This window comes from Geodermatophilus sp. SYSU D01176, from assembly GCF_054050015.1.
Map to the genome: position 1 here is coordinate 14,057 of NZ_JBJGYN010000046.1, position 24,271 is coordinate 38,327.

The window sequence follows — 24,271 nt, forward strand, 5'->3', positions numbered from 1 at the left end:
TCACGAGCGTGCCCTCGCAATCAGGTCGCGCCGCCGTCGCGGCGGGTCGTCGGTCCGTGGCCGTGTCACGGTGGATCGGTAGAGGTCCGCCTGCCGGCGGGCGAGGACGTCCCAGTCGTAGCCGGCCGCGAATGCGCGGCCGGCTGCGCCCATGGCCCGGAGGAGGTCCTCGTCGTCGTGGAGGGCGGCGAGCTCCTCCGCCAGCGCGGCGACGTCGAAGGGCGGGACGAGCCTCCCGCAGTCGGGTGGGACGACCTCCCGGAGGCAGGGGATGTCGAAAGCGAGGACCGGCGTGCCAGCGGCCAGCGCCTCGACGGCCACGATGCCGAAGGTCTCGGCACGGGACGGCACCACCACGAGGCGGCTGGCGCTGAGCAGCCGGGTCTTGTCCGCGCCACTGACCCAGCCGGCGAAGCGCACGCGGGAGGAGAGCCCCAGTCGCTCGACGAGCTGCCGGACGCGCGCCTCGTCCGGGCCGGTACCGGCGATGACCAGATCACCGTCGACGGCGCGGTGTGCGGTGGCCCAGGCCCGCAGCAGCAGGTCGAGGCCCTTGCCCTCGAGTTCCAGCCGGCCGATGCACAGCAGATCGCGGCCCAGCTGTGCCGGCTGGTCGAACAGGGCGGGCTCGACCCCGTTACCGATGACCTCGACCGAGGCGCGGGGGTTCATCGACGTCAACCGCTCGGCGGTGCCCTGCGACACCGCGATCAGCCGCCGGTGGGTGCGGACGGCGGCCCGCTCCACCAGGTGGAACGGGAGCTTGTACTGGCGGGTCTTCTCGCGGGCGTGCAACCACTGCACCATCCCGATCACCGGCCGCCGCGTCCACAGGGGGACGGCCATGCTGGAGAACGGTGGCAGGAAGTCCTCGACGACGAGATCGGCGTCGCGGTGCCTCCGGACGGCGACCGGCAGCATCACCAGGTAGCCGACCAGCCGGGTCAGGCGGTTGACGCCGCGGCCGATGCCGACGTGGTCGTACCGCACCCCCTCAACCTCGCCGTCCACGCAGCCGGGGTACCGCGTGGTCAGGACCGTGACCTCCATCCCCCCGGCGGCCAGCCGCCGGTCGATCTCCCGGGTGCGCACGGAGCCGCCCCCCGAGCCGGGCATCAGCGGGTCCTCGAAGCCCAGGTGCAGGACGCGCAGGGCCGGCAGCCCCCCGCCGGGGGTCCCTGGCCGTTGCGGTCCGTCGGTGTGGACGGCGGTCATCTGTGCTGGTCCTCTCGACGAGGCCGGCGCCTGGGACGGCGCTCGCTGCTGCCGGCGCCGGCGGCGCGGACCTGCCGGGCGAGGTCGTCGACTCCGGCGCCGGGCCGCCCGCCGAACAGGTCGTCCTCGAACGCCCACATGAGCAGCGACATGCCGCAGTCCCGGGCGTACCGCGGCGCGTGCACCATCTGCTCCGCGGCGCTGTCGGTCAGCTCGTTCCCGCCGGTCCGCGGGATGTCAGGTGACCCGGGGTTCTCACCCACGACGCTCAGCCCGGCCCGACGGGCGTTGGCGACCGTCCATCGGACGGAGGACCACTGCTCGACGTGGGGCTCGCCGAGCAGGTCGCGGTCGGCGTCTCCGGGTTGGCAGGTGTCCTGGGGTGGGTCGAGCTGGCGAGCGGTCACCGCGGTCGCGTCGTCCACGCTGCTCGAGTCGGCGTGGAGAGCACCCCAGCCGGGTCGCTCGGTGGTCCGCAGGCTGTCCGCGATGTGGCGCAGCTGGGCGGGGTAGAACAGTCCACCCCCCAGGCTGCCGTCGCGGTCGGCGGTGCCGTCCAGGCGGGCGGCCAGGGCTGCCTCGAGGTCGGCGGGCAGTGCACCGCGGCCGGCGAGCGGGAAGTGGATGTCCCGCGTGTAGCCCTGGTCGCGCAGGACCCGCACCACCCACACGACGGCGTCGGCGACCGACCGCGAGTACCACCCGAACCACTCCCGGACCTGCTCGGTGCTCACCGCGGCGTCGTCCCAGACGGGGGAGCCCGGGGTCCATCCCGGCATGGGGCTGGGCACCGCGCCGTCGGCCAGGCCGAGGCCGGACTGCGCGGCCTGGTCGAATGCCCAGAAGGGGTTGTCCCCCGAGGACTCGGTGCCCGGATAGCCCAGCTCGCCGTTGACGCCCGTGCCCACGCGGATCGCCGCGGCACGGCCGAGGCCGACGGCGCGGTCCAGTTCGCCGAGGTAGTCGGCGACCGCGTCCCGGACGGCCGCGCTGAAGACCAGGTTCGGCACCTCCGAGGGCCCGCGGTCGCCGTGCTGGTTCACGTAGGCGCCGCCCGGCAGATCGGCGACCCAGCCGGGGGCCGAGTGCAGGCCCAGGGTGAAGACCACGCCGATGCCTGCGCGGTCGCACACGTCGAGCCGGTGGCGCAGGAACGCCGCGTAGCCCTGGTCGTACTCCCCCGGGACCGGCTCGAACGCCTCCCAGTTCAGGCCGACCTCGGCATAGCGCACGCCGGCCTCGCTGAGCGCGGTCACCCTGTCGGGCTCGCAGCGGGACCCCAGGACCCCGAACGCCAGGTCGCTGACGTCCTCCGCCGTCCCGTCGTCCCCCGCCGTCACGTCGTCCTCCGCCTGGCGGGACAGGAACAGGGCGCCTCCGACGGCGACGGCGACGACGAGAGCGAGGACCACCAGCACGGCGAGGCCCCGCCGACGACGTCGGTCACTCGGGTATCGGCCCGTGGCGTCATGGAGTCCCACCGTCACCTGCCTCCGGGACCGGCTCGCCGGCTGTCCCGGCGTCCAGGGGCGGCGGCGCACCACCGATCCCGCGCGCGGCGGCCGCGGCCAGATCGTCCTCCTCGACGGACCACAGCACCGTCTCGCCGTTCGTCGGGCCCTCGTGCCGGAAGACCGCCGAGCCGTTCTCCTCGAGCCAGTCCAGCATCTCCGGCCGGGCCCGGGCGTAGCCCTGCTCGGTCGGCAGGCTCACGGTCAGCACGTACCCGGCGCCGTTCTCCCTGAGCTGTTCCGCGGTCGACCAGGCCCCGAACCGGTCGTCGTCACGGAAGGCGCGCACCGCCGTGTCGTTGGTGACGCCCACCCGGGCGTCGGCCGGGAGCTCGTCGGCTGCCCACGCCCGGAAGCTGCGGAAGCCGTCGTCGGCAGCGGACTCCAGCCGCAGGCCGACGAGCGCGACGACGGCGAGGATCGCCGCCGCCACACCGACGGTGGCCCTGCGCAGGGCCGGCCGGCGTTCGACGACCATGGCCGTGCAGACCCCGAGGGCGGTGGCGCCGGCCACCACGACCGGGTAGCCGAAGTGCTCCTCGAGGGTGCCGAAGACGGCGAGGAAGGCGCCGAACGCGCCCATGGCCGCCGCCGTGAGACCGACGAGACGGCGGTCGGGACGCCGGCTGGTCGCGGCGAGCAGCCCGGCCACCGGGCAGAGCAGCAGGATCAGGTAGCTCGTGCCGTAGTGCTGTGCCTGGTCGACGAGCCGTTCGACGAGGCTGGGTGCCCCCGGGGCGTTGAACCCGGTCGTCTGTTCGGCTCCGACCAGCCGCAGGACGCCGGCGCCCTTCGCCGTGGCCCACAACCCCAGGTAGCCGGTCAGCCCGAGGAAGGCCAGGTACGCCGCGTAGGGGATCGTGACGCCCACCAGGACCATCCCCACCTCCCGGAGCTGCAGGGTGCGCCGCCAGACGAAAGCGAGCAGCACCGGGACCACGGCGTAGACGGCGAACACGTCCTTGGTCAGGACCGCGTACCCCAGCAGCAGCCCGGCGACCACCAGGCGGCCCCGCGGACGCCTGGCGTGGGGGTGGTCGAGGTACTGCGTCAGCAGGAGCAGGCCGCCCAGGATGGCGACCACCGCGGGCGTCTCCAGGAACACGCGGCTGTTGTTCCGGAGCACGAACGGCTCGAAGACCAGGACCACGGCCACCCACGCCGCCGGCCAGGTCCCCGCCACACGCCGGACGAGGAGGAAGGCCAGCGCCACCGACAGGGCGCCGAGGGCCGCGGCCAGCCACCGGAGGTCGTAGACCAGCTCCATGCTGTCGCCGGTCTCCAGGCCGAGGAGCCGGATCACGGCGCCCTCGAGGAGGAAGAAGCCGGGTGGGTGGAGGAAGAACGGCCCGTCGGCGAGAGCCGGCATCTCGCCGCGGCTGACCGCGGCGCCCAGGTCGGCGTAGTGCATCTCGTCGATCCAGAGCTCGAAGCTCCGGGTCAGGCCGATCGACCGCACGGCGAGGGCCAGGACCGCGAAGGCGACCGCGAGCACCGGCGGAGAGGCGGCCATGCGCCGCCAGATCGCCGGCCGTCCGGCGCTCCGGGGTTCGGGCGCGTCCTCGGCGGGAGCGGGGGACTCGTCGATCAGGGTCATGCACTTCTCTCCATGTCGAGCAGGTCCAGTGCCGGCGGGGCACTCGGCCCGGCCAGCAGCAGCCGGCGGTCGGCCAGGCGGAGGAACTCGTCCTGGGCGCCGATCCGGGCCAGAACGGCTGCGGCGTCGAACTCGTCGCAGCCACTGAGCACCACGGACGTCCGGTCGCCGTGCCGCACCACCTCGTCGGTGGAGCGCAGCGACTCCCGCACGTCTGCGACCCCTGAGGTCCGGAAACCGGCGAGCACCGCCATGTCCGACCGGGCGGATCTCCGCTCGGGGATCGCTCCCTGCCGGAGGGCGGCCATGTGGCGCATCTCCTCGAGGACGACGCCGGCCAGCAGGTCGGCGCTGCGGTCCCAGCTGAAGCAGGACGCCCAGTCACGGCAGACCGCTGCGACCGCCTCGGCCCGGTTGCGGTCGGCGAGGTGGAACACGGCGCTGACCAGGGCGGCGCCGAGGTCGCGGGGGTCGTCGACCAGCCAGCCGGTCGACCCGTCCAGCACCGAGTCACGGATGCCCGGCACCTGCAGCGCCAGGCACGGCACGCCCCAGGCGGCCGCCTCGATCACCGAGCAGCCCCAGCCCTCCGAGGCGGATGTCGACACGGTCAACCACGCCGACGCGAGCAGCTCGTCACGGACCTCGTCGGAGACCCGCCCGTGGAACCGGACGGTCGCCTGCAGCCCCAGGTCGGTCACCAGGCCCTGCAGTCGGGAGCGTTCGGGCCCGTCCCCGGCGATCTCGACCCGGAGGCCCGGGATCTCTCCCGCGACGGTGGCCAGGTGCCCGAGCAGCAGGTCGACCCGCTTGTGCGGGACGAGCCGGGTCACCAGGGCGATCGTCGGGTCGGCGGATCGCGGGCGGGTGACCTGCGGCACGGGGGCACTGCCGTTCGGCACCACGAAGATCGGGCCGCGGAAGCCCAGCCTCCGGCGCAGCTCGGCCCGGGTGGACGGCGACACGGCGGCGATGGACCGCTCCCCGTAGACCCGTCGGGCGACCGGACCCTCGAGCAACCGGCCGAGCGCGGCCATGGGCGGGGAGAACCGGGTGGCGAACTGGTCCTGGTGCACGTGGTGGACCACCTGGACCACGGGGACGTCCGCGCCGGCGAACAGCGGGGCGAAGAACGGGATCCCGTTCTGGCAGTCGACCACGGCGTCGAACTCCCCGCGGCTGAGGACCATCCGGGTCGCCGACCGCGCATACAGGGACAGCGGGCCGCCGGCGCGGTAGAGGTGCATGCCGTCGATCTCGTCGCGGTCCGGCTCGCCGGGAACGGCAGCGGTGAACCAGGTCACCGCAGCGCCGGCCTGCACCCACCGGCGGCCGATCTCGTGGATGTACTGCTCCGCGCCGCCGGCCTGCGGGTGGCGGACGTCGCGCCAGTTGAGCACCAGGATCCGGGCACCGCGCAGACCCCGCGCGGTGCCGGTCACGACGCCCACCCGGTGGGGCGGTGCATCTGCAGGACGGCACTGAAGCTGGCCAGACCGTCTCGCAGGGGGTGGAACGACGACTCTCCGGCATGGCTCCACGCCACGGGGACCTCCACGATGTCCAGGCCGGCCCGCTGCAGCTGACGCAGGAGCTCGACGTCGAACGCGAAGCCGCTGGTGCGGCAGGTGACGAGCGCGTGCGTCACCGCATGCCGCTCGAAGAACTTGAAGCCGCACTGGGTGTCGTGCACGCCCTTGACCACGCTGCGGGCCATCAGGCGGAAGGCGCTGCCGCCCAGCCGCCGGCCCGCGGGCTGGCGGTGCACGAACTCGGCGCCCGGCGTGTGCCGCGAGCCGATGACCGCCGCTGCGCCGCGCTCCAGGTGGGCCATCGCGGTGGCCAGGGTCTCGATCGGGGTGGCCATGTCGGCATCGAAGAAACCGACGAACCGCGACCGGCTGCTCAACAGCGCCCGCCGGACGGCGGCGCCCTTGCCGGGGTGGGAGCAGCCGACCAGTTCGACGCGGATGCGATCGCTCCGCCGGGAGAACGCCCGGACGACGTCGGCGGTGCCGTCGCAGCTCCCGTTGTCGACCACGACGACGCGGGAGGACCACGGTCGCTCGCGCAGGTACTCGACGGTGCGCCGCAGCGTCAGCGGCAGGCGCGCTGCCTCGTTGTACGCCGGGATCGCGATCTCCAGGTCGACCGCGCGCCGGGTGTCGGGCAGCGCGACCGGGCGGGGGTTCAGGGGGCGGACGGCGCCCGCGCCAGGGGAGTGGACGAACAGCGGGCGGTCCGGGGTCGTCCGGGTGGGGGGGACGAGAACGCTTCCTGGGTGAGGGCTTGTCCTCATGGGGCCATGTCCTTAAGGCGTGCCGCCACAGATCCGGCGGCAGGATGAGGTGACGAGCAGGAGGGACGGTGTGTCCCGGGAGACGGCAGGCGGACGTGAGCCGTGCCCGTGCAGGGAGGGAGGGCGGTCAGCGAGGACGCGCCGCACGCACGACTGCGGGGATCAGTCCGGGCGTGCTCCGGGGTCGTCGGCGCTGGTGACGACCCGGCCGGCCGGGGTGGAGGTGGACTGCACCCAGGCCTGGAGGAGCGTGGCGGCGTAGCCGGCCTCGACGGCCGCGGGCATGGGCGAGGAATCGTCGCTCTGTCCGCTGCCCGCGGAGGAGGAACCGCACCACCCCAGGGCAGGTCCACTCACCGGTGCCGGCGCGGCAGGCATCGGCGGGCTCGCCGGCTGCAGGGGTGCTGCGGGGGCGATGGGGGCAGAGGGGGCCGAGACGACCGCCGGCGGGGCCGGGGGTGCGGAGGCGGATGACGCGACGTCTTCGCCGTGCCCGGCAGCCGCGGATCGGATCTCGATCCGCGGCACGCCGGACCCGTGCCCGTCGGAGACGTGCAGGCCGGAGCCCGGCGTGACAGAGCAGGGGAGTGCGGGCCCTGCCGGCGTGTCGTCGGAGCGGTCGGACGAGGTCACGACGGGGTCGGTCGCCACCGTGGGGCCGATGAGCAGGACGACGTCGTGCTGGCCGGTGGACGTTCGGTCCGTCGTCGACGTGCCGGTGCCTGGGCTCGTCGTGTCGCCGGACGTTCCAGTGGTGGTGTCGCCAGTCGTCCCGGTTCCGGTGTCGCCGGTCGTCTCGGTGGTGGTCCCTTCTCCGCTCGTGCCGTCCGTCCTGTCGGTGCCCGTGCTGGTGCCGCCGGTCGAGCCGCCGGACCTGTCGGTTCCGGTGTCGCCGGTCGTCTCGGTGGTGGTGCCTTCGCCGGCCGAGCCGCCGGTGCTGTCGGTGTCGGTGTCGGTGTCCCGGTCGGGGTCGGTGCCGCCGGTCGTGTCCGTGCTGGACTCGGTTCCGGTGTCGCCGGTCGTCTCGGGCGTGGTGCCACCGGTGGTGTCACCGTCGGTCGTGTCCGTGCTGGTCCCGGTGGTGGTGTCGCCACCGGTGGTCTCGGTGGTGGTGCCGCCGGTGGGTGTCACTCCAGCGCTGGGCGCATCAGGGGGATCGCTCGGGGCCGGAGTCGAGGCAGCGGTGGGGTCAGCCGGCGGGCGCCCCTGAGTGGTCCAGTGGCCGGGGTCACGGGCCGGAGCGCCGCTGCCGGCGCTCGGGCCTCCGCCGCGATGGTCGCTGCCGCTTGCCGCGGCGGACGCCTGGGGCGGGGAAGGCGGCGCCTGGCCTGCGGCCGGCGGCGCGACGGGGAGTTCGTCCGGAACCGGGGTCACCTCGGCGACAGGGGCGACCGGTCGGTGGAGCTGCTCAGCCGAAGCCGGCTCCGCGAGGACGAGCAGCAGGGACCAGAGACCCATCAGGAACAGACCGGCGACCACCAGCCGCCGGGTCACCTGGCGAGCGGAGTGTTCAGCGGCAGCCGGAGCAGGGGTGCACGCGAGCACCCCTGTGTGGTTGCCCCCGTCCTCCACGTCGACTCCCGACCGCCGGCGAGGGCGACCGAGCGCGCTCGCCCGTCTGTCCCCCTGGTGTGCGTCGAGCGACCCTGTCCGTGCCGAGGGCGACGGTCAACCCCAAAAGGCGCCGCGGGAAGACACGCGGTGCGCAACGTGACGGACAGTGACAGTTCCCTAGGAGCCGGTATAGGGAACTGTGGCGCTCGATAACCGTACATGCGTCCTGATCACTCTGAGCAGCCGATCGGTCCCGCCTCGAGGGCGCCTTTCTCGGGGAGGACCCGCCGGACCTCGACTGGCTCCACCGATGCGCCGAGCGCGACCACGCATCACTCAGCGTGTTCAGGTGAGGGCCTGGATGGCCGGTGCCGTCCTGACCAGGAGGCCGGACGCCCTCGGCGGCCGGCCCGATCACCCCTGCCCACCACAGGTCTTGACCTCGAGGGCGAAAGCTAGCCCCGGGTCCAGGCCAGCAGGTCGTCGGCGGAGCGGGTGTTCACCACCCGCTCGGCCGGGACGCCGCACTCGACGGCCCGCTCGCAGCCGTTGCCCTGCCAGTCCAGCTGACCAGGCGCGTGCGCGTCGGTGTCGATGGCGAACTCGCAGCCCAGGCCGACGGCCAGGGTGAGCAGCCGCAGCGGCGGGTCGAGCCGCTCGGGGCGGGAGTTGATCTCCACGGCGGTGCCGTGCTCGACGCAGGCGCTGAACACCGCCTCGGCGTCGAAGGCGCTCTCCGGGCGCGGCCGCTGCCGGCGTCCCTCCCGCTGCTCGCGCGGGATGAGCAGCCGGCCGGTGCAGTGCCCGAGGACGTCGGTGTGCGGGTCGGCGACCGCGGTGAGCATCCGCTCGGTCATCGCGGCGGAGTCCGCGCGCAGGTCAGAGTGCACGCTCGCGACGACGACGTCCAGGCGGCCGAGCAGCTCGTCGGTCTGGTCCAGGCTGCCGTCGACGTGGATGTCGCACTCGATGCCGGTGAGGATGCGGAAGGGCGCGAGCTCCTCGTTGAGCGCGGCGACGACGTCGAGCTGGCGCTCGAGCCGCTCGGGGGACAGGCCGTTGGCGACGGTCAGCCGCGGTGAGTGGTCGGTCAGCGCGATGTACTCGTGGCCCAGCCCGATCGCGGCCTCGGTCATCTCCCGGATCGGGCTGCCGCCGTCGGACCAGTCCGAGTGCACGTGCAGGTCCCCGCGCAGCAGGGTGCGGAACTCCGCGACGTCGTCGGCCAGCGGCACCAGCTCGCCGTAGGCCTCCTCCAGGCGGGTCAGGTACTCGGGCACCTCGCCGGCGTGCGCCTGCACGATCGCCGCGCCGGTCTTCGGCCCGATGCCGCGCAGGTCGGTGAGCGTCCTCGTGCGGATCCGCCGGTCGAGCTCGTCGGGCCCGAGGGCGTCGACCACGGCCGCGGCGGTGCGGAAGGCCGAGACGCGGTGCGTGGGCTCGCGGGCGCGCTCCAGGAGGAAGGCGATCCTCCGGAGCGCGGCCGCGGGCGGGAGGGGGTCGCTCAGCGGGAGGCCTTCTTGTACTTCTTCTCGGCCTTCCGCTCGGCCTTGGCGGCCCGCTTCTGCGCCCTCTCGAGGCTCTTCTCGGTGGCGTCAGCGGCCCGGGTCGCCGCGCGGCGGGCGCGGTAGCCGACCGACGGCCTGCCCTCGGTGTCGACGGCGGCGATGAGTAGCCCGCCGAGCATGCTCAGGTTCTTGACGAAGTGCGCGGTCTGGCCGAAGCGCTCCTTGGGGTCGTCGTGCTCCCAGAAGCGGTGCCCGGCCAGCGTCGTCGGCACCAGGCTGGCCGCGAGGACCAGCGCCGACAGCCGGGGCAGCCGGCCGAGGGCCAGCAGCGAGCCAGCCGCGACCTGCGCGCCGGCGTTGACCTTCACGTACTGCTCGACGTCCCGGGGCACCTGGACCGGCAGCTGCTGGTCGGCCGTCGCGGCGATCTGGTCGACGACCGGCGCGGCACCCGGTACCCGGCTCTGCGGGTTGCGCAGGGTGTCGATGCCGCCGTAGACGAACGACGACGCGAGCAGGGGCCGGGCGATCCGGCGGACCAACATGGAGGACCTCTTTCCTTCGGGATCTCTCGGACGCTCGGTGCCCCGGCCCGCGCCGGGACACCCCTGACCGGGACCGTAGTGAGGTCACCGACACTCCGCTGGGTCAACCGCGCGCGGCAGCCGGAGAACCGGCCCGCACCGGCCATCGGCGCCGTCCGGCGAGGGCGACCGCGGCGCCGACGGCGAGGCCCGCGACGACGTCCCCCGGGTAGTGCACGCCGACGTGCACCCGGGAGTAGCCGACGGCGAGCGCCAGCGGCGCCAGGACCGCTCCGGCCGCCGGGCACTCCAGCGCGACGCCGGTGACGAAGGCCCCGGCCGACGACGAGTGTCCGCTGGGGAAGGAGTGCGTGGTCATCGGCTCGTGCAGCAGGCGGTGCACCGGGTGCGCGCCGAGGTCGGGACGCCGGCGGCCGAACACCGGCTTGAGCGCGGTGTTGACGACCCCGCTGGACACCGCCATCGCGGCCAGTCCGCGGACCGCACCCCGGCGCGGCGACCCGGGGTGCAGGGCCAGCGCCGCGCCCACGACCATCCAGACGCGGCCGTGGTCGGCGGCGGTGGTGAGCCGGCGCAGCCAGGGGTCGGCGGGGGAGTGCGGCAGCCCGCCGACGAGGGTGTGCAGGCGCGCGTCCCAGTGCCGGGCGCTGCGCATCCGCCCGACGCCGGCAGCCGTCGCGTTCAGGACTTCTGGCGGGCGCGGTAGGCGGCGACCGTCGAGCGGCTGGCGCAGGTGTTGGAGCAGTACCGGCGGCTGGCGTTGCGCGAGGTGTCGACGTAGACGTCGTCGCAGCCCTCGGCCGAGCAGACCCCGATCCGCTGCCAGCCGTGCTGGACGACGACCTGCGACAGCCCCATCGCCACCGTCGTCGTCAGCTGCTCGAGCAGGGGTGCGTCGGGGCGGGCGTAGTGCAGGTGCAGCTCGCCGTCGTGGTCGGTGGCGTAGGGCTGGGGGGAGGCGAGCGCGAGCAGCGCGTTGAGCCGCTCGAGCACCTCGGGCTGCGTCGTGGCGACCGCCACCGCCCGCACCAGGTCGGCGGTGGCCGCCGCCTGACCGGCCTCGTCGGGGGAGAGGGCGACGACGGCGCCCGGCTCGAACCACTCGCCGTGGGCGCGCAGGAAGGCCGTCGCCCAGTCCGGTCCGGCGTCCCGGTCGGCGTTGGCGAGGTCGATGGCCAGCTCGACCGCGGTGGATCCGTAGGTGTCGTAGTCCATGGCATCCCCTACTGCTGCTGAGCCGCCGACACGCCGTAGGCGCCGTTCGTCACTTGACCACCTACGTCGCCGTCCGTAGCATGTAGGCAGTCAACGGTGTTTGACTCCCTACTCTTCCCGCCCACCCCGCTGTCCGAAGTGAGTCCGTCGTGCGTTCGTACCTGTCCGTCTGGCGTCTGCCGTCCGCCCCGGTGCTGCTCGTCGCCGGTTTCGCCGGCCGTCTCCCCTCGGCCATGGTCCCGCTCGCCCTGCTGCTCATGGTGCAGCAGCAGACCGGCTCCTACGCCGTCGCCGGTCTCGCGTCGGCCACCTACGGCCTGGCGATGGCCGGCATGGCCCCGGTGCTCGGCCGGCTGGCCGACCGGCGCAGCCCGCGACCGGTGCTGCTGGCCCAGGTCGGCGCCTTCCCGCTGCTGCTGACCCTGCTCGTGGCGGTCGTCCTCGGCGGCGCGCCGACCGTGGCCGTCGTCGCCACCTCGGCCGCCGCCGGCGCCGGGACGCCGCTGGTGTCCGGGGCGGTCCGCGCGCTGTGGTCCCGGTTGGACCCGCGGGTGCGCGGGACCGCCTACGCCCTCGACGCCACCGCCACCGAGCTGGTCTTCGTGGCCGGCCCCACGCTCGTCGCCGCGCTCGCGGTGCTGGCCACCCCCGCGTGGGCGGTCGCCGTCGCGGGCGTGCTCGCTATCGCCGGCGCGCTCGGCGTCGCGACGTCGTCGGCCATGCGCGGCTGGGTCCCGGTCCCCGCCGTGCACCGCACCAGCCCGTTCGCCACGGTGCTCACCCCCGGCATGCCGCGGGTGCTGCTCAGCGGCTCGGCCCTCATGCTCGGCTTCGGCGCGCTCGAGGTCGCCGTCCCCGCGTTCGCCGACGCCGCCGGGTCGCCCGGCATGTCCGGCGTCCTGCTGGCCCTGTGGTCGCTGGGCTCGGTGGCCGGCGGGCTGTGGTTCGGCGCCCGGGTGGTCAGCGTCTCGCTGCCGCGGCAGTACCGCTGGCTGCTGCTCGGCGTGACCATCGGTCTTGCGCCGCTCGCGGCCGCGTCCGACCCGTGGGTGCTCGGGGCGCTGCTCTTCCTGGGCGGGACGGCGATCGCGCCGACGCTGACGGTGCAGAACTCGCTGGTCGGTGCGCTCGCCCCGGCGCACGCCACCACGGAGGCGTTCACCTGGCTGTCCACGATGGCCACCGGCGCCTCGGCCGTCGGGGCGGCGCTCGGCGGTGCCCTGATCGAGGGCCCGGCCGGCGTCAGCGGCAGCCTGCTGCTCGCCGTGGCGGGGGCCGCTCTCGCCGTGCTGGTCACCCTGGTGCCCGGCTGGCGCCCGGCCCGCGGGCGGGTGTCCGGGCCGGTGGCCGCCTGAGGTCGGGGGACCCCTGGCCGACCGCCTCCCGGGGCGCTGGTAGTCTCTTCTCTCGGTGGTTCCGGGGGGACTCGGACCCCGGGAGGCTTCGCCTAGTCCGGTCTATGGCGCCGCACTGCTAATGCGGTTTGGGTTAATCCCCATCCCGGGTTCAAATCCCGGAGCCTCCGCGCACGACAACTGAACAGCACGCACCCGTAGCTCAACGGATAGAGCATCTGACTACGGATCAGAAGGTTAGGGGTTCGAATCCCTTCGGGTGCACGTCTGGTTGAGACAGCACAGCGGCTCCGTCCTCCGGGACGGGGCCGCTGTTCTCTTGTCCGGACGGCGGCCGGCGCCGCACCCCCAGATCGACCGACGCGCCTGCTCGCGCTCGGCCCGGTGGCCTGATCCGCCCCTCCGGCGCGCTCAGCCCCTGCCCACAGTGCGGGGCAGGGGCTGAGCGCGCCGGAGGTGGTGAGGGGCGGGGGGCCGGTCCTGGCGGTCTGGCCGCGTTGGTCGATCCACCCAGCAGTGGGTGGCCACTCGTTCGCCGGCTACCCCCGCCCGCGACCTCACTGTGACCCCCGCCACACCCCCGGGTCAACCCCGGACCGGCGTGTCGTAGCGGCCCCGTCCCGGGCCCTGTCCGGAGCCCGCGAAGGGAGGACGGGTCGTCGTTCAGCCGACCCGGCGCAGCACCTCGGGCGTGAGCTGGTCGACCGCCGTGTGGCCGCTGAGCCCGAGGGTCAGGTCGAACTCGCCGAGCACGTCGGACACCACCTGGCGCACCCCCTCCTCGCCGGCCAGGGCCAGCCCCCAGACGAACGGCCGGCCGAGCAGCACCGCCCGCGCGCCGAGCGCCACCGCGGTGAGCACGTCCGCGCCGCTGCGGACCCCGCTGTCGAGCAGCACCGGCACCCGGCCGGCGACCGCGGCGATCACCTCGGGCAGGGCGTCGAGCGCCGCGATCGAGCGGTCCACCTGCCGCCCGCCGTGCGTGCTGACGACCACGCCGTCCACGCCCTCGTCGAGCGCCCGGCGCGCGTCGTCCGGGTGCAGCACGCCCTTGAGCACGATCGGCAGGCGGGTGCGGGCGCGCAGCCAGGCCAGGTCGGCCCAGGTGATCGAGGGCCGGGAGTAGATGGCGAGGAACGTCTCGACCGCGGCCCGGGGCAGCGGCGAGCGCAGGTTGTCCAGCGTCGATCCCGGCCACGCCCGCGCCATCCCGACCAGCGCGCGGACGGCCGCCAGCGTGGGTCGCGGCTGCCGGTCCCTGCCGGCCGTGGCGCCCGCCTGCGCCGGTGCGGGAGCCGCCGACGCCGCCGCCCGCTCCTCGGCCAGCCGGCGGAAGACCGGGTCGGAGGTGTACTGCGCGATCCCCTTGCCCAGCGCGAAGGGCAGGTGGCCCAGGTCCAGGTCACGGGGGCGCCAGCCGAGCATCGTGGTGTCGAGGGTGACCACCAGCGCGTCGCAGCCGCTCCCCTCCGCCCGCCCCACCAGGCTCTCCACCAGCTCGTCGGACGTCGACCAGTACAGCTGGGACCAGCGCGGGGAGGAGCCCATCGCCGCGGCGCACTCCTCCATCGGCACCGACGCCTGGTTGGAGAAGACCATCGGCACGCCCAGGGACGCCGCAGCGCGCGCCACCGCGAGGTCCGCCGCGGGGTGCACCAGCTCGAGGGCGCCGACGGGGCCGAGGAGCAGGGGTGCGGGCAGCCGCCGTCCGAACAGCTCGACCGAGGTGTCCCGGACGCTGACGTCCCGCAGCACCCGGGGGACGACGGCGTACCGGTCGAACCCCGCGCGGTTGGCCCGCTGGGTCGCCTCGTCGCCCGCCCCGCCCGCGACGTAGGAGTACGCGCGGGCGCCCAGCCGTCGCTCCGCGCGGCGCTGCAGCGCCCGGGCGGCCGTGGGCACCCGCGGCCGCCGGCCGTACACCCCGGCGCGGTAGACCTCGTCCTGCCGGCGGCGACCGGTGCCCGCTGCTGACTCCACGCCGCCACCGTAGTGAGCGCCCCGTCACAGTCGGTCGGACGGTCCGGGACCGGATTTCCGCCGACACGCCGTAGCGACACGCGCGACCGGTCAGTAACCCCAGGGCGACGACCTGTTCCCGCCTGCATCATGGGCGGCACCGGGGCACCGCTGGTGCGCCGGCGCAGAACCAGGGGGAAGAGCACGTGCAGGTGGCCACCCGGCCGGATCGACTGGCCCGGCTGCGTGCTGCGGTCCGCTCCTCGCTGACACCTCGCTGCGCCGCTCCCGCGGCTGTCGTCGCGCGGGTGCCCGTCGCAGGAGTCATGGCATTCGCCCTCCTCTGCGCGGGCGCCGTCCTGGCCGGGCCCGCGGCCGCCGTCGACGGCGACGCCCACCCCGACGCCCGCGTCACCCACGGCCCCAGCTGCCGCCCGGGCGGTGTGGTCGTCGAGGTCACCGGCGGCACCGTCGGTCACGCGGTCACGCTGGCCACCACCCGCAGTCCCGCGGGGGAGGCCACCGCGGAGGTCGGACCCGGCGCGGTCGTCGTCCTCCGCACCGGCCCGGTCGAGTGGGGCGAGACCATCGACCCGTTCCTCCGGTACACGCCCCTCGACGGCTCGGGCACCGCGTACGTCGACGACCTCCCCGGCTACAGCTTCACCCGGCCCGCGGCCGAGGACTGCGCCGCCATCGCCCCGCGCACCGGCGCCGCCGTCGTGCCGCTGCCCGGGCTCTCCGACCCGGGGGCCGGCGCCCCGGACGGCCTTCCCGCCGTCCCGGTGTCGGCGCAGGAGATGGCCGCCGTGGCGGGCGGCGGCGCGCACTGGCCCCTGCTGACCGCCGGTGGTGCGCTGCTGGTCACCGGCGCGGGCCTCGCCGTCGCCGCCGGCTCCCGCCGTCCGCGGTCCCGCGACCAGGCCCGTGCCTCCAGCGGGAGCGCCTGAGCGCTCTGTCGGCGACGATGGGCGGGTGGCCCGCCCCGAGGACGCCCTGGCTCCGGACCTCCCCGCCGAGCACGTGCCCGGGGACGTCGCGGACGTCCCGGGGGTCACGCCCAGCCCCGCTGAGACCTGGCTCCGCATCGTGCAGGTGCACGACCGCATCACCCGCCGCGTGGACTCGGCGCTGCACCGGCGGCACGACCTCTCCCTCACCGGCTACGAGGCGCTGCGGCGGATCGCGGAGGCCCCCGGCGAGCGGGCCACGATGGGCGAGGTCGCCGAGGCGCTCGGGATCTCCCGCGCCGGCGTGACCAGCACCGTCAGCCGCCTCGTCGCTGAGGGCTACGTCGTCCGCGAGCGCTCGTCGGGCGACAGGCGGCTGCTGCACGCCCGGCTCACCCCGGCCGGCCGGGCCAAGGTGGAGGAGGCCCGCCCCACCCACGACGGCCTGGTGGCCCACCTGCTCACCCTCCTGGGTGACGACGCCCCCGTCGTCACCGACGCCCTTGCCCGCGTGTCGGCCGCCGCTCGAACCCGCCGTTGACCGGGCGTTTTCCGCGGGAATCGCCTTCGGGGAAGGCGCACCCACTGAACACTTCAAGCCCGTAGTGTTTCCGCACCACTGTGGACGGGCAGGACGTGATCATGCAGGTGGGGATCGAGCAGTGCTCCGTGGTCGTGCCGACCGTCGGCCGGCCGTCCCTCGGCGTGCTGCTCGCCGCCCTCGCCCAGGCCCCCGGCCCGCGCCCGGCCGAGCTCGTCCTGGTCGACGACCGGCCCACCGGCGACCCGCTGCGGCCCGAGCGGCCCGGCCTCCCGCCCGTGCGCGTGGTCCGCACCGGCGGCGGCGGCCCGGCCCGCGCGCGCAACCTCGGCTGGCGCAGCGTGCGCACCGAGTGGGTGGCCTTCCTCGACGACGACGTCGTCCCCGACCCCGACTGGTACCAGCGGCTGGCCGAGGACCTGTCCGACCTGCCCGCCGACGTCGCGGGCAGCCAGGGCCGGGTGCGGGTGCCGCTGCCCGCGGACCGCCGGCCCACCGACTGGGAGCGCGGCACCGCGGGCCTGGCCACCAGCTCCTGGATCACCGCCGACCTCGCCTACCGTCGCGCCGCCCTGGCCGCGGTCGGCGGCTTCGACGAGCGCTTCCCCCGCGCCTTCCGCGAGGACTCCGACCTGGCGCTGCGGGTGATGGACACCGGCGCCCGGCTGGTCCGCGGGCAGCGCTGGATCACCCACCCGGTGCGCCCGGTCGATCGCTGGGTGAGCGTCCGCGTGCAGGCGGGCAACGCCGACGACGTCCTGATGCGGCGGTTGCACGGCCCCGACTGGCGGGAGCGCGCCGACGCGCCGCTGGGCCGCCGTCCGCGGCACCTGGCGGTCACCGCGGCCGGCCTGACCGCCGTCGGCCTCGCCGCGGCCCGCCGGCCGCGCGCCGCGCTGGCCGCCGCCGTCGCCTGGGCCGCCGGCACCGGCGAGTTCGCCTGGGCGCGGATCGCCCCCGGCCCGCGCGACCGCGCCGAGGTCGGCACCATGCTCGCCACCAGCGCCCTGATCCCGCCGCTGGCGACCTGGCACGTCCTGCGCGGCGCCGTGCAGCACCGGCGGGTCCGGCCCTGGCGTGGGCTGCCCGACCTGGTGCTGTTCGACCGCGACGGCACCCTGGTGCGCGACTACCCGTACAACGGCGACCCCGCGCTGGTGACGCCGGTGCCCGGCGCGAAGGAGGCCGTCGACGCGCTGCGCGCCCGCGGCGTGCGGGTCGGCGTGGTCAGCAACCAGTCCGGCGTGGCCCGCGGGCTGATCACCCGCGAGCAGGTCGACGCCTGCATGGCCCGGCTCGACGAGCTCCTCGGTCCGTTCGAGACGGTGCAGGTCTGCCCGCACGGGCCGGACGACGGCTGCAGCTGCCGCAAGCCCGCGCCCGGGATGGTCAAGGCCGCCTGTGCCGAGCTCGACGTGGACCCCGCCCGGTGCGTGCTCATCGGCGACATCGGCGCCGACGTCGAGGCCGCGGCGGCCGCCGGCGCGAGCGGGATCCTGGTCCCGACGCCGGTGACACGGCGGGCCGAGGTCGAGGCGGCCCCCCGCCGCGCGGCCACGATCGGCGAGGCGGTCGAGCAGGTCCTGGCGGGGGCGTGGTGACCCGCACGGTGCTCGTCGCCCGGCTGGACTCGGTCGGCGACGTCCTGGTGCAGGGGCCGCTGGTCCGGGCCGTGGCCGCGGGGGCCGACCGGGTCGTGTTCCTCGCCGGTCCGGCCGGTGCCGACGCGGCCCGGCTGCTGCCCGGCGTCGACGAGGTCTGGACCTGGGCCTGCCCCTGGATCCTGGGCGACCCGCCGCCGGTCGACGCGGACGACCTCGCCGCGCTCACCGACCGGGTCCGCGCCCTCGCCCCCGACGAGGCCGTGGTCTCCACGTCCTTCCACCAGTCGCCCCTGCCCCTGGCACTGGTCCTGCGCACCGCCGGCGTCCCGCGGATCTCCGCGATCAGCGTCGACTACCCCGGGTCGCTGCTCGACGTCCGCCACCAGGTGGAGGACGACCTGCCCGAACCCGAGCGGGCCCTGTCCCTCGCCCGCGCCGCGGGTTTCGACCTGCCGGCCGGCGACGACGGCCGGCTCGCCGTGCGCCGACCCCTGCCCCCGGTCGCGCACGAGACCCCGTACCTCGTCCTCCACCCGGGCGCGAGCGTGCCCGCCCGCGCGTGGCCGGCGCACCGCTGCGCCGAGGCGGTCGAGGCGCTCTCCGACGCCGGCCACCGGGTGCTGGTCACCGGCGGGCCGGGGGAGCGGGAGCTCACCGCGGCCGTCGCCGGCACCCGCGGTGTCGACCTCGGCGGTGCGCTCGGCCTGGCCGAGCTGGCGGCGCTGCTCGACGGCGCCGCGGCGGTCGTCGTCGGCAACACCGGTCCGGCGCACCTGGCCGCCGCCGTCGGGACGCCGGTCGTCTCGCTGTTCTCCCCGGTCGTGCCGGCAGCACGGTGGGCGCCCCACGGCGTCCCCACCGTGCTGCTCGGCGACCAGGACGCCCCCTGCCGGCTGACCCGGGCCCGCGAGTGCCCGGTCCCCGGCCACCCGTGCCTGACCTCGGTGACCGCGGACGACGTCGTCGCGGCTGTGGAGAAGTTGGTGAGTGCGTGAGGGTCCTGCTCTGGCACGTGCACGGCTCGTGGACGACGGCGTTCGTCCAGGGCCGGCACGAGTACCTGCTGCCCGTGACGCCCGACCGGGGCCCCGACGGGCTGGGCCGGGCCCGCACCTGGGACTGGCCGGCGTCGGCCCGCGAGGTGACCCCGGAGCAGCTGCGCGACGTGGACGTCGACGTCGTCGTCCTGCAGCGGACCCGCGACCTGGAGCTGGTCCGCGAGTGGCTGGGCCGCGAGCCCGGCCGGGACCTGCCCGCCGTCTTCCTCGAGCACAACGCGCCGGGGCTGGAGCCCGGTGACGGGCCGGTCCCGCACACCCGGCACCCGCTGGCCGACCGCGACGACATCCCGATCGCCCACGTCACGTACTTCAACCAGCTGTTCTACGACAACGGCCGGGCGCCGACGACGGTCATCGAGCACGGCATCGTCGACCCCGGCGAGCGCTACACCGGCGAGCTGGCGCGGGCCGCCGTCGTCACCAACGAACCGGTGCGCCGCGGCCGCACGGTCGGCGCCGACCTGCTGCCCGGGCTGGCCGCCGTCGCCCCGGTCGACGTCTTCGGCATGGGGCTGGCCGGGCTGCACGAGCGGTACGGGCTCGACCCCGACCGCGTCGCGCTGCACGACGACCCGCCGCAGGCCGCGATGCACACCGAGCTGGCCCGCCGCCGGGTCTACGTGCACCCGGTCCGGTGGACCTCCCTCGGGCTCTCCCTGCTCGAGGCGATGCACCTGGGCCTCCCGGTGGTCGCCCTGGCCACCACCGAGGCGGTGGAGGCGGTGCCGGCCGAGGCCGGTGTGCTCTCCACCCACCCCGACGTCCTGTGGGACGCCGTCCGCACCTTCCTGCACGACGAGGACGCCGCCCGGCTGGCCGGCAAGGCGGCGCGCGCCGCCGCGCTGGAGCGGTACGGGCTTCCCCGGTTCCTCTCCGATTGGGACGCCCTTCTCGAGGAGGTGACCCGGTGATCATCGACCTGGTCAGCGAGCACGCCAGCCCGCTCGCCGCCATCGGCGGGGTGGACGCCGGCGGGCAGAACGTGCACGTCGCCGCGCTCGCCGCGGGCCTGGCCCGCCGCGGGCACGCGGTGACCGTGCACACCCGGCGCGAGGACCCGGCCCAGCCCGACCGCGTGACCACGGCCGACGGCTACGACGTCGCGCACGTGACCGCCGGCCCGGCCGCGGTGCTGCCCAAGGACGACCTGCTGCGGCACATGCCCGAGTTCGCGTCGGTGCTGCGCCGGGAGTGGGCCCGGCGGCCCCCGGACCTGGTGCACGCGCACTTCTGGATGAGCGGGCTGGCCTCGGTCGCCGCCGCGGGGGCGGTTCCGGTCGTGCAGACCTTCCACGCGCTGGGCTCGGTCAAGCGCCGGCACCAGGGCGCCGCGGATACCTCGCCGCCGCAGCGCGTCGAGCTGGAGCGGTCGCTGTGCCGGAACGTCAGCCACGTCGTCGCCACCTGCTCCGACGAGGTCTTCGAGCTGCGCCGGCTGGGCCTGGACAGCGACCGGGTGTCGGTCGTGCCGTGCGGCGTGGACACGAGCGTGTTCACCCCGCGCGGTCCGGTCGCCCCCCGCGGCGAGCGCAAGCGGCTGCTGGTCCTCGGGCGGCTGGTCGAGCGCAAGGGGCAGGAGGACGCCGTCCGGGCGCTGGCCGCCGTACCCGACGCCGAACTGGCCGTCGTCGGCGGCCCGCCGGCCGCGGAGCTGGACGGCGACGCCGAGGTGCGCCGGCTGCGCGCGGTCGCCGCCTCGCTGGGTGTCGCCGACCGGCTGGTGTTCACCGGCGCGGTGGCGCGGGCCGATGTCCCGGCCTGGATCCGCTCGGCCGACGTCGTGCTGGCCGTGCCCTGGTACGAGCCCTTCGGCATCACCCCGCTGGAGGCCATGGCCTGCGGCCGCCCGGTGGTCGCCACCGCGGTCGGCGGGCTGCAGGACTCCGTCGCCGACGGGGTCACCGGCGACCTGGTCCCGGCCCGCGACCCGGCGCGGCTCGGCGAGGTGCTCGCCGCGCTGCTGGCCGACGACGCCCGCCGCGCCGCCTACGGCGCGGCCGGGGTGCAGCGCGCCCGCACCCGCTACCGGTGGGCCCGCGTGGTCGCCGACACCGACACCGTCTACCGGCAGGTCCTGGCCGGCCGCCGTCTCGTGGAGGTCGCCCGATGAGCGTTCCGCCGCACTCCGCCGGCGAGGTCGTCTCGCCGGACACCTGCACCCACCTGACCGGCGCCGACCACGTCGCGTCGCTGACCACGGCGCTGCGGTCGCTGGACGGGCAGCTCGACGCCCTGGACCGGTGGGGGCGGCTGCTCGCCGACGTGCTCTGCGGGGCCGACCGTGGCCGGCTGCTCGCGGCGGGGAATGGCGGCAGCGCGGCCCAGGCCCAGCACCTGACCGCCGAGCTGGTGGGGCGCTACCGGGCCGACCGGCCGCCGTTCTCCGCGATCTGCCTGACCGCCGAGACCTCGTCGCTGACCGCGATCGCCAACGACTACCCCGCCGACGAGCTGTTCGCCCGCCAGGTCGAGGCGCACGGGCGGGCCGGGGACGTGCTGGTGCTGCTGTCCACCTCCGGCCGCAGCCCCAACGCGGTCGCCGCCGCGCGCCGGGCCCGCGAGTGCGGCATCACCGTGCTGGCGATGACCGGCCCGGCGCCCAACCCGCTGGCCGCCGTCGCCGACGACGCCATCTGCATCGACTCCCCGTGGACGGCCACCGTGCAGGAGTGCCACCTGGTCGCCCTGCACCTGGTCTGCGCCGCCTTCGACGCGGCGGTGCTCGCCGAGCCGGCCCGCGTGCCGGAGACCCAGCTCGGGGTGGCCCGGTGAGCGCGACGGGGGCGCTGGTCGTCGTCGGCGACGCGCTGCTCGACGTCGACCTGGTCGGGACGGCGTCCCGGCTCACCCCCGACGCCCCGGTGCCGGTCGTCGAGGACGTCGAGACCCGGGAGCGCCCCGGCGGCGCGGCGCTGGCGGCGGTGATCGCGGCCCGGGCCACCCGCCGGGAGGTCGTGCTGGTCACCCCGATGGCCGACGACGAGGACGCCGACCGGCTGCGTGCGCTGCTCGCCGGCCGCGTGCGGTTGGTCGAGATCCCGGCGACCGGCGGGACGGTGGTGAAGCGCCGGGTGCGGGTGGGCGACCACTCGGTGGCGCGCATCGACAGCGGCGCCCCGGTGGCCGGGCTGGGCGCGCTGCCCGACGAGGCGGCCGCCGCGGTCCGGGACGCCGCGGCGGTGCTCGTGGCCGACTACGGCCGGGGGACGACGGCCGACCCCGCCGTCCGGGCGCTGCTGGGCGAGGCCGGCGGGCCGGTCGTCTGGGACCCGCACCCCCGCGGCGCCGACCCGGTGCCCAGCGTCCGGCTGGTGACGCCCAACGGCGCCGAGGCCGCCCGCGTGGCCGCGTTGGCTGGGATGGCCGCCGGGGTGGCCGCGGACGGGGACGGCCTGGCCGCGGTGGGCGCGCGGGCCGAGGCGCTGATCCGGCACTGGGGCGTGGGCGCGGTCGCGGTCACCCTCGGCGCCCGCGGTGCGCTGCTCTCCTACGGCGAGGGCGCCCCGATGGTCGTGCCGGCCACCCCGGTGACGGGCGGCGACCCGTGCGGCGCCGGCGACTCGTTCGCGGCCGCGGCGGCGATCGCGCTGGCCGACGGCGCGGTGACCGGGGAGGCCGTGGCGGCCGCGGTGGCCTTCGCCGGCGGCTTCGTCGCGCGCGGCGGCGCCTCGGCGTGGGACGCCTCCGACACCGGGAGGCCGGACGTGGTCGCGGAGCCCGGGGCGGACGGGGTGATCGCCCGGGTGCGCGCGGCCGGCGGCACCGTGGTGGCCACCGGCGGCTGCTTCGACCTGCTGCACCCCGGCCACGTCGCGACGCTGCGGGCCGCCCGCGGGCTGGGTGACTGCCTGGTGGTGTGCATCAACTCCGACGACTCGGTGCGCCGGCTCAAGGGCCCGTCCCGGCCGCTGGTGACCGCGGCGGACCGGGCGCGGGTGCTGGGGGCGCTGGAGTTCGTCGACGCCGTCGTCGTGTTCGACGAGGACACCCCGGCCGAGGTGATCGGGCGGCTGCGCCCGGACGTGTGGGCCAAGGGCGGCGACTACGCCGGCGCGGACCTGCCCGAGGCGGCGGTGCTGCGGGGTTGGGGCGGCCAGGCGGTCGTGCTGCCCTACCTCGACGGGCACTCCACGACGGCCCTGGTCGAGCGCTCCCGCGTGTGAAAGGCCCTCCCGGGTGCATTTCGCGCGCGAAAGGCACCGAGGACGGCCCACCGGTCGCGGTCGTGCTCCGGCCGCTGGGCCTGGGGGACCTGCTCACCGGCGTGCCCGCGATCCGCGCGGTGCGGGCGGCGGTGCCCGGCCACCGGCTGGTGCTCGCCACCACCGCGGCGCTGGAGCCCCTTGCCTCGTTGATCGACGCCGTCGACGAGGTGCTGCCCGCCCGCGAGCTCGAGCCGCTGGACTGGCCCGGCCCGCCGCCCGAGCTCGCCGTCGACCTCCACGGAAAGGGGCCGGCCTCGCACGTCGTGGTCGCCGACCTGCACCCCGATCGGCTGCTCACCTTCGAGAGTCCCGGCTATCCCGGGCCCGCGTGGTACGCCGACGAGCACGAGGTGCGGCGCTGGTGCCGGCTGGTCACCGAGGGGCTCGGCGTGCCGGCCGACCCCGACGCGCTCGACCTCGCCGTCCCCGCCGTCCCCGCGCCGGCCCCCGCGGGCGTCTCGCTGGTGCATCCCGGGGCGGCGTACCCGGGACGGCGCTGGCCGGCCGACCGGTTCGCGGCCGTCGCCCGGCACCTGGCCGCCCGCGGTCTGGACGTGCGCATCACCGGGGGACCGGCCGAGGTGCCGCTCGCCCGGGCGGTGGCCGAGGGCGCCGGGCTGGGGGAGGGGTGCGTGCTGGCCGGGCGGACGACGACGCTCGAGCTGGCCGCGGTGGTCGCAGGTGCCCGCGTCGTGGTCAGCGGCGACACCGGCATGGCCCACCTGGCGACCGCCTACCGCCGTCCCTCGGTCGTGCTGTTCGGTCCGGTGTCGCCGGCGCTGTGGGGGCCGCCGGTCAGGGCCGGGGAGCAGGGGCCACTGCACGTCGTCCTCTGGCACGGCGACGGCAACGGGGACCCGTGGGGCACCGAGCTCGACCCGGCGCTGGGGCGGATCACCGTCGAGGAGGTCACCGCCGCGCTCGACGACCTGCTGGCCCGCACCTGACCTGCGCTGCTGTCCTGCGCGGGCGGGAGCCGGGGAGTGCGTCCGCAGAGGCTCAGGCGGTGAGTGCAGGAGCACTCACCGCCTGAGGCGCGTTATGTGTGTTGACCTATGCAATCTCGAGGTCGGCGGCGTGAACGCGTAGCAGGGTGTGCGCGGCGATCGTGGCGGCGGTGCGGGTCAGCAGGCCCCAGAAGGTGTGGGCGCC

Annotated in this window: 21 protein-coding genes and 2 tRNA genes; 12 read left to right on the top strand and 11 right to left on the bottom strand. The window is 75.9% G+C overall.

Features of this window, described 5'->3' with window-relative positions; all coding sequences use genetic code 11:
* The 10 genes from ACI78Z_RS19830 to ACI78Z_RS19875 all read right to left on the bottom strand — a co-directional run bounded on the left by ACI78Z_RS19830 (position 1) and on the right by ACI78Z_RS19875 (position 11,444).
* Positions 1-1,215: a glycosyltransferase family 4 protein gene (locus ACI78Z_RS19830; RefSeq protein WP_457038267.1), complete on the bottom strand. Its 1,215-nt coding sequence runs from the start codon at positions 1,213-1,215 to the stop codon at positions 1-3.
* Positions 1,212-2,633: a hypothetical protein gene (locus ACI78Z_RS19835; protein ID WP_457038268.1), complete on the bottom strand. Its 1,422-nt coding sequence runs from the start codon at positions 2,631-2,633 to the stop codon at positions 1,212-1,214. The genes ACI78Z_RS19830 and ACI78Z_RS19835 overlap by 4 nt, the downstream gene beginning before the upstream one ends.
* A 49-nt stretch (positions 2,634-2,682) precedes the next feature.
* Positions 2,683-4,323, bottom strand: a complete 1,641-nt coding sequence (locus ACI78Z_RS19840; RefSeq protein ID WP_457038269.1) for an ArnT family glycosyltransferase — start codon at positions 4,321-4,323, stop codon at positions 2,683-2,685.
* Complete coding sequence (locus ACI78Z_RS19845) at positions 4,320-5,765, bottom strand: glycosyltransferase family 4 protein (RefSeq protein WP_457038270.1); 1,446 nt, start codon at positions 5,763-5,765, stop codon at positions 4,320-4,322. Before ACI78Z_RS19845 ends, ACI78Z_RS19840 begins: the two co-directional genes overlap by 4 nt.
* Positions 5,762-6,622 carry a glycosyltransferase gene (locus tag ACI78Z_RS19850; RefSeq protein WP_457038271.1) on the bottom strand — a complete coding sequence of 287 codons (861 nt, stop codon included), beginning with the start codon at positions 6,620-6,622 and terminating at the stop codon, positions 5,762-5,764. The genes ACI78Z_RS19845 and ACI78Z_RS19850 overlap by 4 nt, the downstream gene beginning before the upstream one ends.
* A 162-nt stretch (positions 6,623-6,784) precedes the next feature.
* Entirely contained in the window at positions 6,785-7,753 is a 969-nt protein-coding gene (locus ACI78Z_RS19855) for a hypothetical protein (RefSeq protein ID WP_457038272.1), read from the bottom strand.
* Between the two features lie 878 nt (positions 7,754-8,631).
* Positions 8,632-9,684 carry a PHP domain-containing protein gene (locus ACI78Z_RS19860; RefSeq protein ID WP_457038287.1) on the bottom strand — a complete coding sequence of 351 codons (1,053 nt, stop codon included), beginning with the start codon at positions 9,682-9,684 and terminating at the stop codon, positions 8,632-8,634.
* Positions 9,681-10,229, bottom strand: a complete 549-nt coding sequence (locus ACI78Z_RS19865) for a DoxX family protein (RefSeq protein WP_457038273.1) — start codon at positions 10,227-10,229, stop codon at positions 9,681-9,683. Before ACI78Z_RS19865 ends, ACI78Z_RS19860 begins: the two co-directional genes overlap by 4 nt.
* 103 nt (positions 10,230-10,332) lie before the next feature.
* Entirely contained in the window at positions 10,333-10,884 is a 552-nt protein-coding gene (locus tag ACI78Z_RS19870) for a phosphatase PAP2 family protein (protein WP_457038274.1), read from the bottom strand.
* 26 nt (positions 10,885-10,910) lie between these two features.
* Positions 10,911-11,444, bottom strand: coding sequence for a CGNR zinc finger domain-containing protein (locus ACI78Z_RS19875; RefSeq protein WP_457038275.1), 534 nt, complete (start codon positions 11,442-11,444; stop codon positions 10,911-10,913).
* Positions 11,445-11,593: 149 nt separating this feature from the next.
* On the opposite strand from ACI78Z_RS19875, the gene ACI78Z_RS19880 reads away from it, so the two are divergent.
* The 3 genes from ACI78Z_RS19880 to ACI78Z_RS19890 all read left to right on the top strand — a co-directional run bounded on the left by ACI78Z_RS19880 (position 11,594) and on the right by ACI78Z_RS19890 (position 13,063).
* Complete coding sequence (locus ACI78Z_RS19880) at positions 11,594-12,799, top strand: MFS transporter (RefSeq protein WP_457038276.1); 1,206 nt, start codon at positions 11,594-11,596, stop codon at positions 12,797-12,799.
* A gap of 81 nt (positions 12,800-12,880) precedes the next feature.
* Positions 12,881-12,969: transfer RNA gene (locus ACI78Z_RS19885), tRNA-Ser, on the top strand.
* A gap of 21 nt (positions 12,970-12,990) precedes the next feature.
* Positions 12,991-13,063: transfer RNA gene (locus ACI78Z_RS19890), tRNA-Arg, on the top strand.
* 399 nt (positions 13,064-13,462) lie between these two features.
* Here ACI78Z_RS19890 and ACI78Z_RS19895 read toward each other — a convergent pair.
* Positions 13,463-14,779, bottom strand: a complete 1,317-nt coding sequence (locus ACI78Z_RS19895; RefSeq protein WP_457038277.1) for an alpha-hydroxy-acid oxidizing protein — start codon at positions 14,777-14,779, stop codon at positions 13,463-13,465.
* Between the two features lie 305 nt (positions 14,780-15,084).
* Between ACI78Z_RS19895 and ACI78Z_RS19900 the strand changes: the two genes are divergently transcribed.
* The 9 genes from ACI78Z_RS19900 (at position 15,085) to ACI78Z_RS19940 (ending at position 24,066) form a co-directional block, all read left to right on the top strand.
* Positions 15,085-15,708: a hypothetical protein gene (locus tag ACI78Z_RS19900; RefSeq protein WP_457038278.1), complete on the top strand. Its 624-nt coding sequence runs from the start codon at positions 15,085-15,087 to the stop codon at positions 15,706-15,708.
* Positions 15,709-15,733: 25 nt separating this feature from the next.
* Positions 15,734-16,249, top strand: coding sequence for a MarR family winged helix-turn-helix transcriptional regulator (locus ACI78Z_RS19905; RefSeq protein WP_457038279.1), 516 nt, complete (start codon positions 15,734-15,736; stop codon positions 16,247-16,249).
* 101 nt (positions 16,250-16,350) lie between these two features.
* Complete coding sequence (locus ACI78Z_RS19910) at positions 16,351-17,850, top strand: HAD-IIIA family hydrolase (RefSeq protein WP_457038280.1); 1,500 nt, start codon at positions 16,351-16,353, stop codon at positions 17,848-17,850.
* The gene (locus tag ACI78Z_RS19915) at positions 17,844-18,848 is read left to right on the top strand and encodes a glycosyltransferase family 9 protein (protein ID WP_457038281.1); all 1,005 of its coding nucleotides are present in this window, start codon (positions 17,844-17,846) and stop codon (positions 18,846-18,848) included. The genes ACI78Z_RS19910 and ACI78Z_RS19915 overlap by 7 nt, the downstream gene beginning before the upstream one ends.
* Positions 18,845-19,825, top strand: coding sequence for a glycosyltransferase (locus ACI78Z_RS19920; RefSeq protein ID WP_457038282.1), 981 nt, complete (start codon positions 18,845-18,847; stop codon positions 19,823-19,825). The genes ACI78Z_RS19915 and ACI78Z_RS19920 overlap by 4 nt, the downstream gene beginning before the upstream one ends.
* Positions 19,822-21,024, top strand: coding sequence for a glycosyltransferase (locus tag ACI78Z_RS19925; protein ID WP_457038283.1), 1,203 nt, complete (start codon positions 19,822-19,824; stop codon positions 21,022-21,024). The genes ACI78Z_RS19920 and ACI78Z_RS19925 overlap by 4 nt, the downstream gene beginning before the upstream one ends.
* Positions 21,021-21,686, top strand: a complete 666-nt coding sequence (locus ACI78Z_RS19930; RefSeq protein ID WP_457038284.1) for a D-sedoheptulose-7-phosphate isomerase — start codon at positions 21,021-21,023, stop codon at positions 21,684-21,686. The genes ACI78Z_RS19925 and ACI78Z_RS19930 overlap by 4 nt, the downstream gene beginning before the upstream one ends.
* Entirely contained in the window at positions 21,683-23,077 is a 1,395-nt protein-coding gene (rfaE2, locus tag ACI78Z_RS19935) for a D-glycero-beta-D-manno-heptose 1-phosphate adenylyltransferase (RefSeq protein WP_457038285.1), read from the top strand. Before ACI78Z_RS19930 ends, rfaE2 begins: the two co-directional genes overlap by 4 nt.
* 62 nt (positions 23,078-23,139) lie before the next feature.
* On the top strand, positions 23,140-24,066 hold the full coding sequence (locus ACI78Z_RS19940; RefSeq protein ID WP_457038286.1) for a glycosyltransferase family 9 protein: 927 nt from the start codon (positions 23,140-23,142) through the stop codon (positions 24,064-24,066).
* The last annotated feature ends 205 nt before the right edge of the window (positions 24,067-24,271 follow it).

Excerpts from the sequence above, each read along its gene's own strand:
- ACI78Z_RS19830 (WP_457038267.1), bottom strand. The coding sequence starts at position 1,215 with ATGACCGCCGTCCACACCGACGGACCGCAACGGCCAGGGACCCCCGGC.
- ACI78Z_RS19840 (WP_457038269.1), bottom strand. The coding sequence starts at position 4,323 with ATGACCCTGATCGACGAGTCCCCCGCTCCCGCCGAGGACGCGCCCGAA.
- ACI78Z_RS19850 (WP_457038271.1), bottom strand. The coding sequence starts at position 6,622 with ATGAGGACAAGCCCTCACCCAGGAAGCGTTCTCGTCCCCCCCACCCGG.
- ACI78Z_RS19865 (WP_457038273.1), bottom strand. The coding sequence starts at position 10,229 with ATGTTGGTCCGCCGGATCGCCCGGCCCCTGCTCGCGTCGTCGTTCGTC.
- ACI78Z_RS19870 (WP_457038274.1), bottom strand. The coding sequence starts at position 10,884 with ATGCGCAGCGCCCGGCACTGGGACGCGCGCCTGCACACCCTCGTCGGC.
- ACI78Z_RS19875 (WP_457038275.1), bottom strand. The coding sequence starts at position 11,444 with ATGGACTACGACACCTACGGATCCACCGCGGTCGAGCTGGCCATCGAC.
- ACI78Z_RS19900 (WP_457038278.1), top strand. The coding sequence starts at position 15,085 with ATGGCATTCGCCCTCCTCTGCGCGGGCGCCGTCCTGGCCGGGCCCGCG.
- ACI78Z_RS19910 (WP_457038280.1), top strand. The coding sequence starts at position 16,351 with ATGCAGGTGGGGATCGAGCAGTGCTCCGTGGTCGTGCCGACCGTCGGC.
- ACI78Z_RS19930 (WP_457038284.1), top strand. The coding sequence starts at position 21,021 with ATGAGCGTTCCGCCGCACTCCGCCGGCGAGGTCGTCTCGCCGGACACC.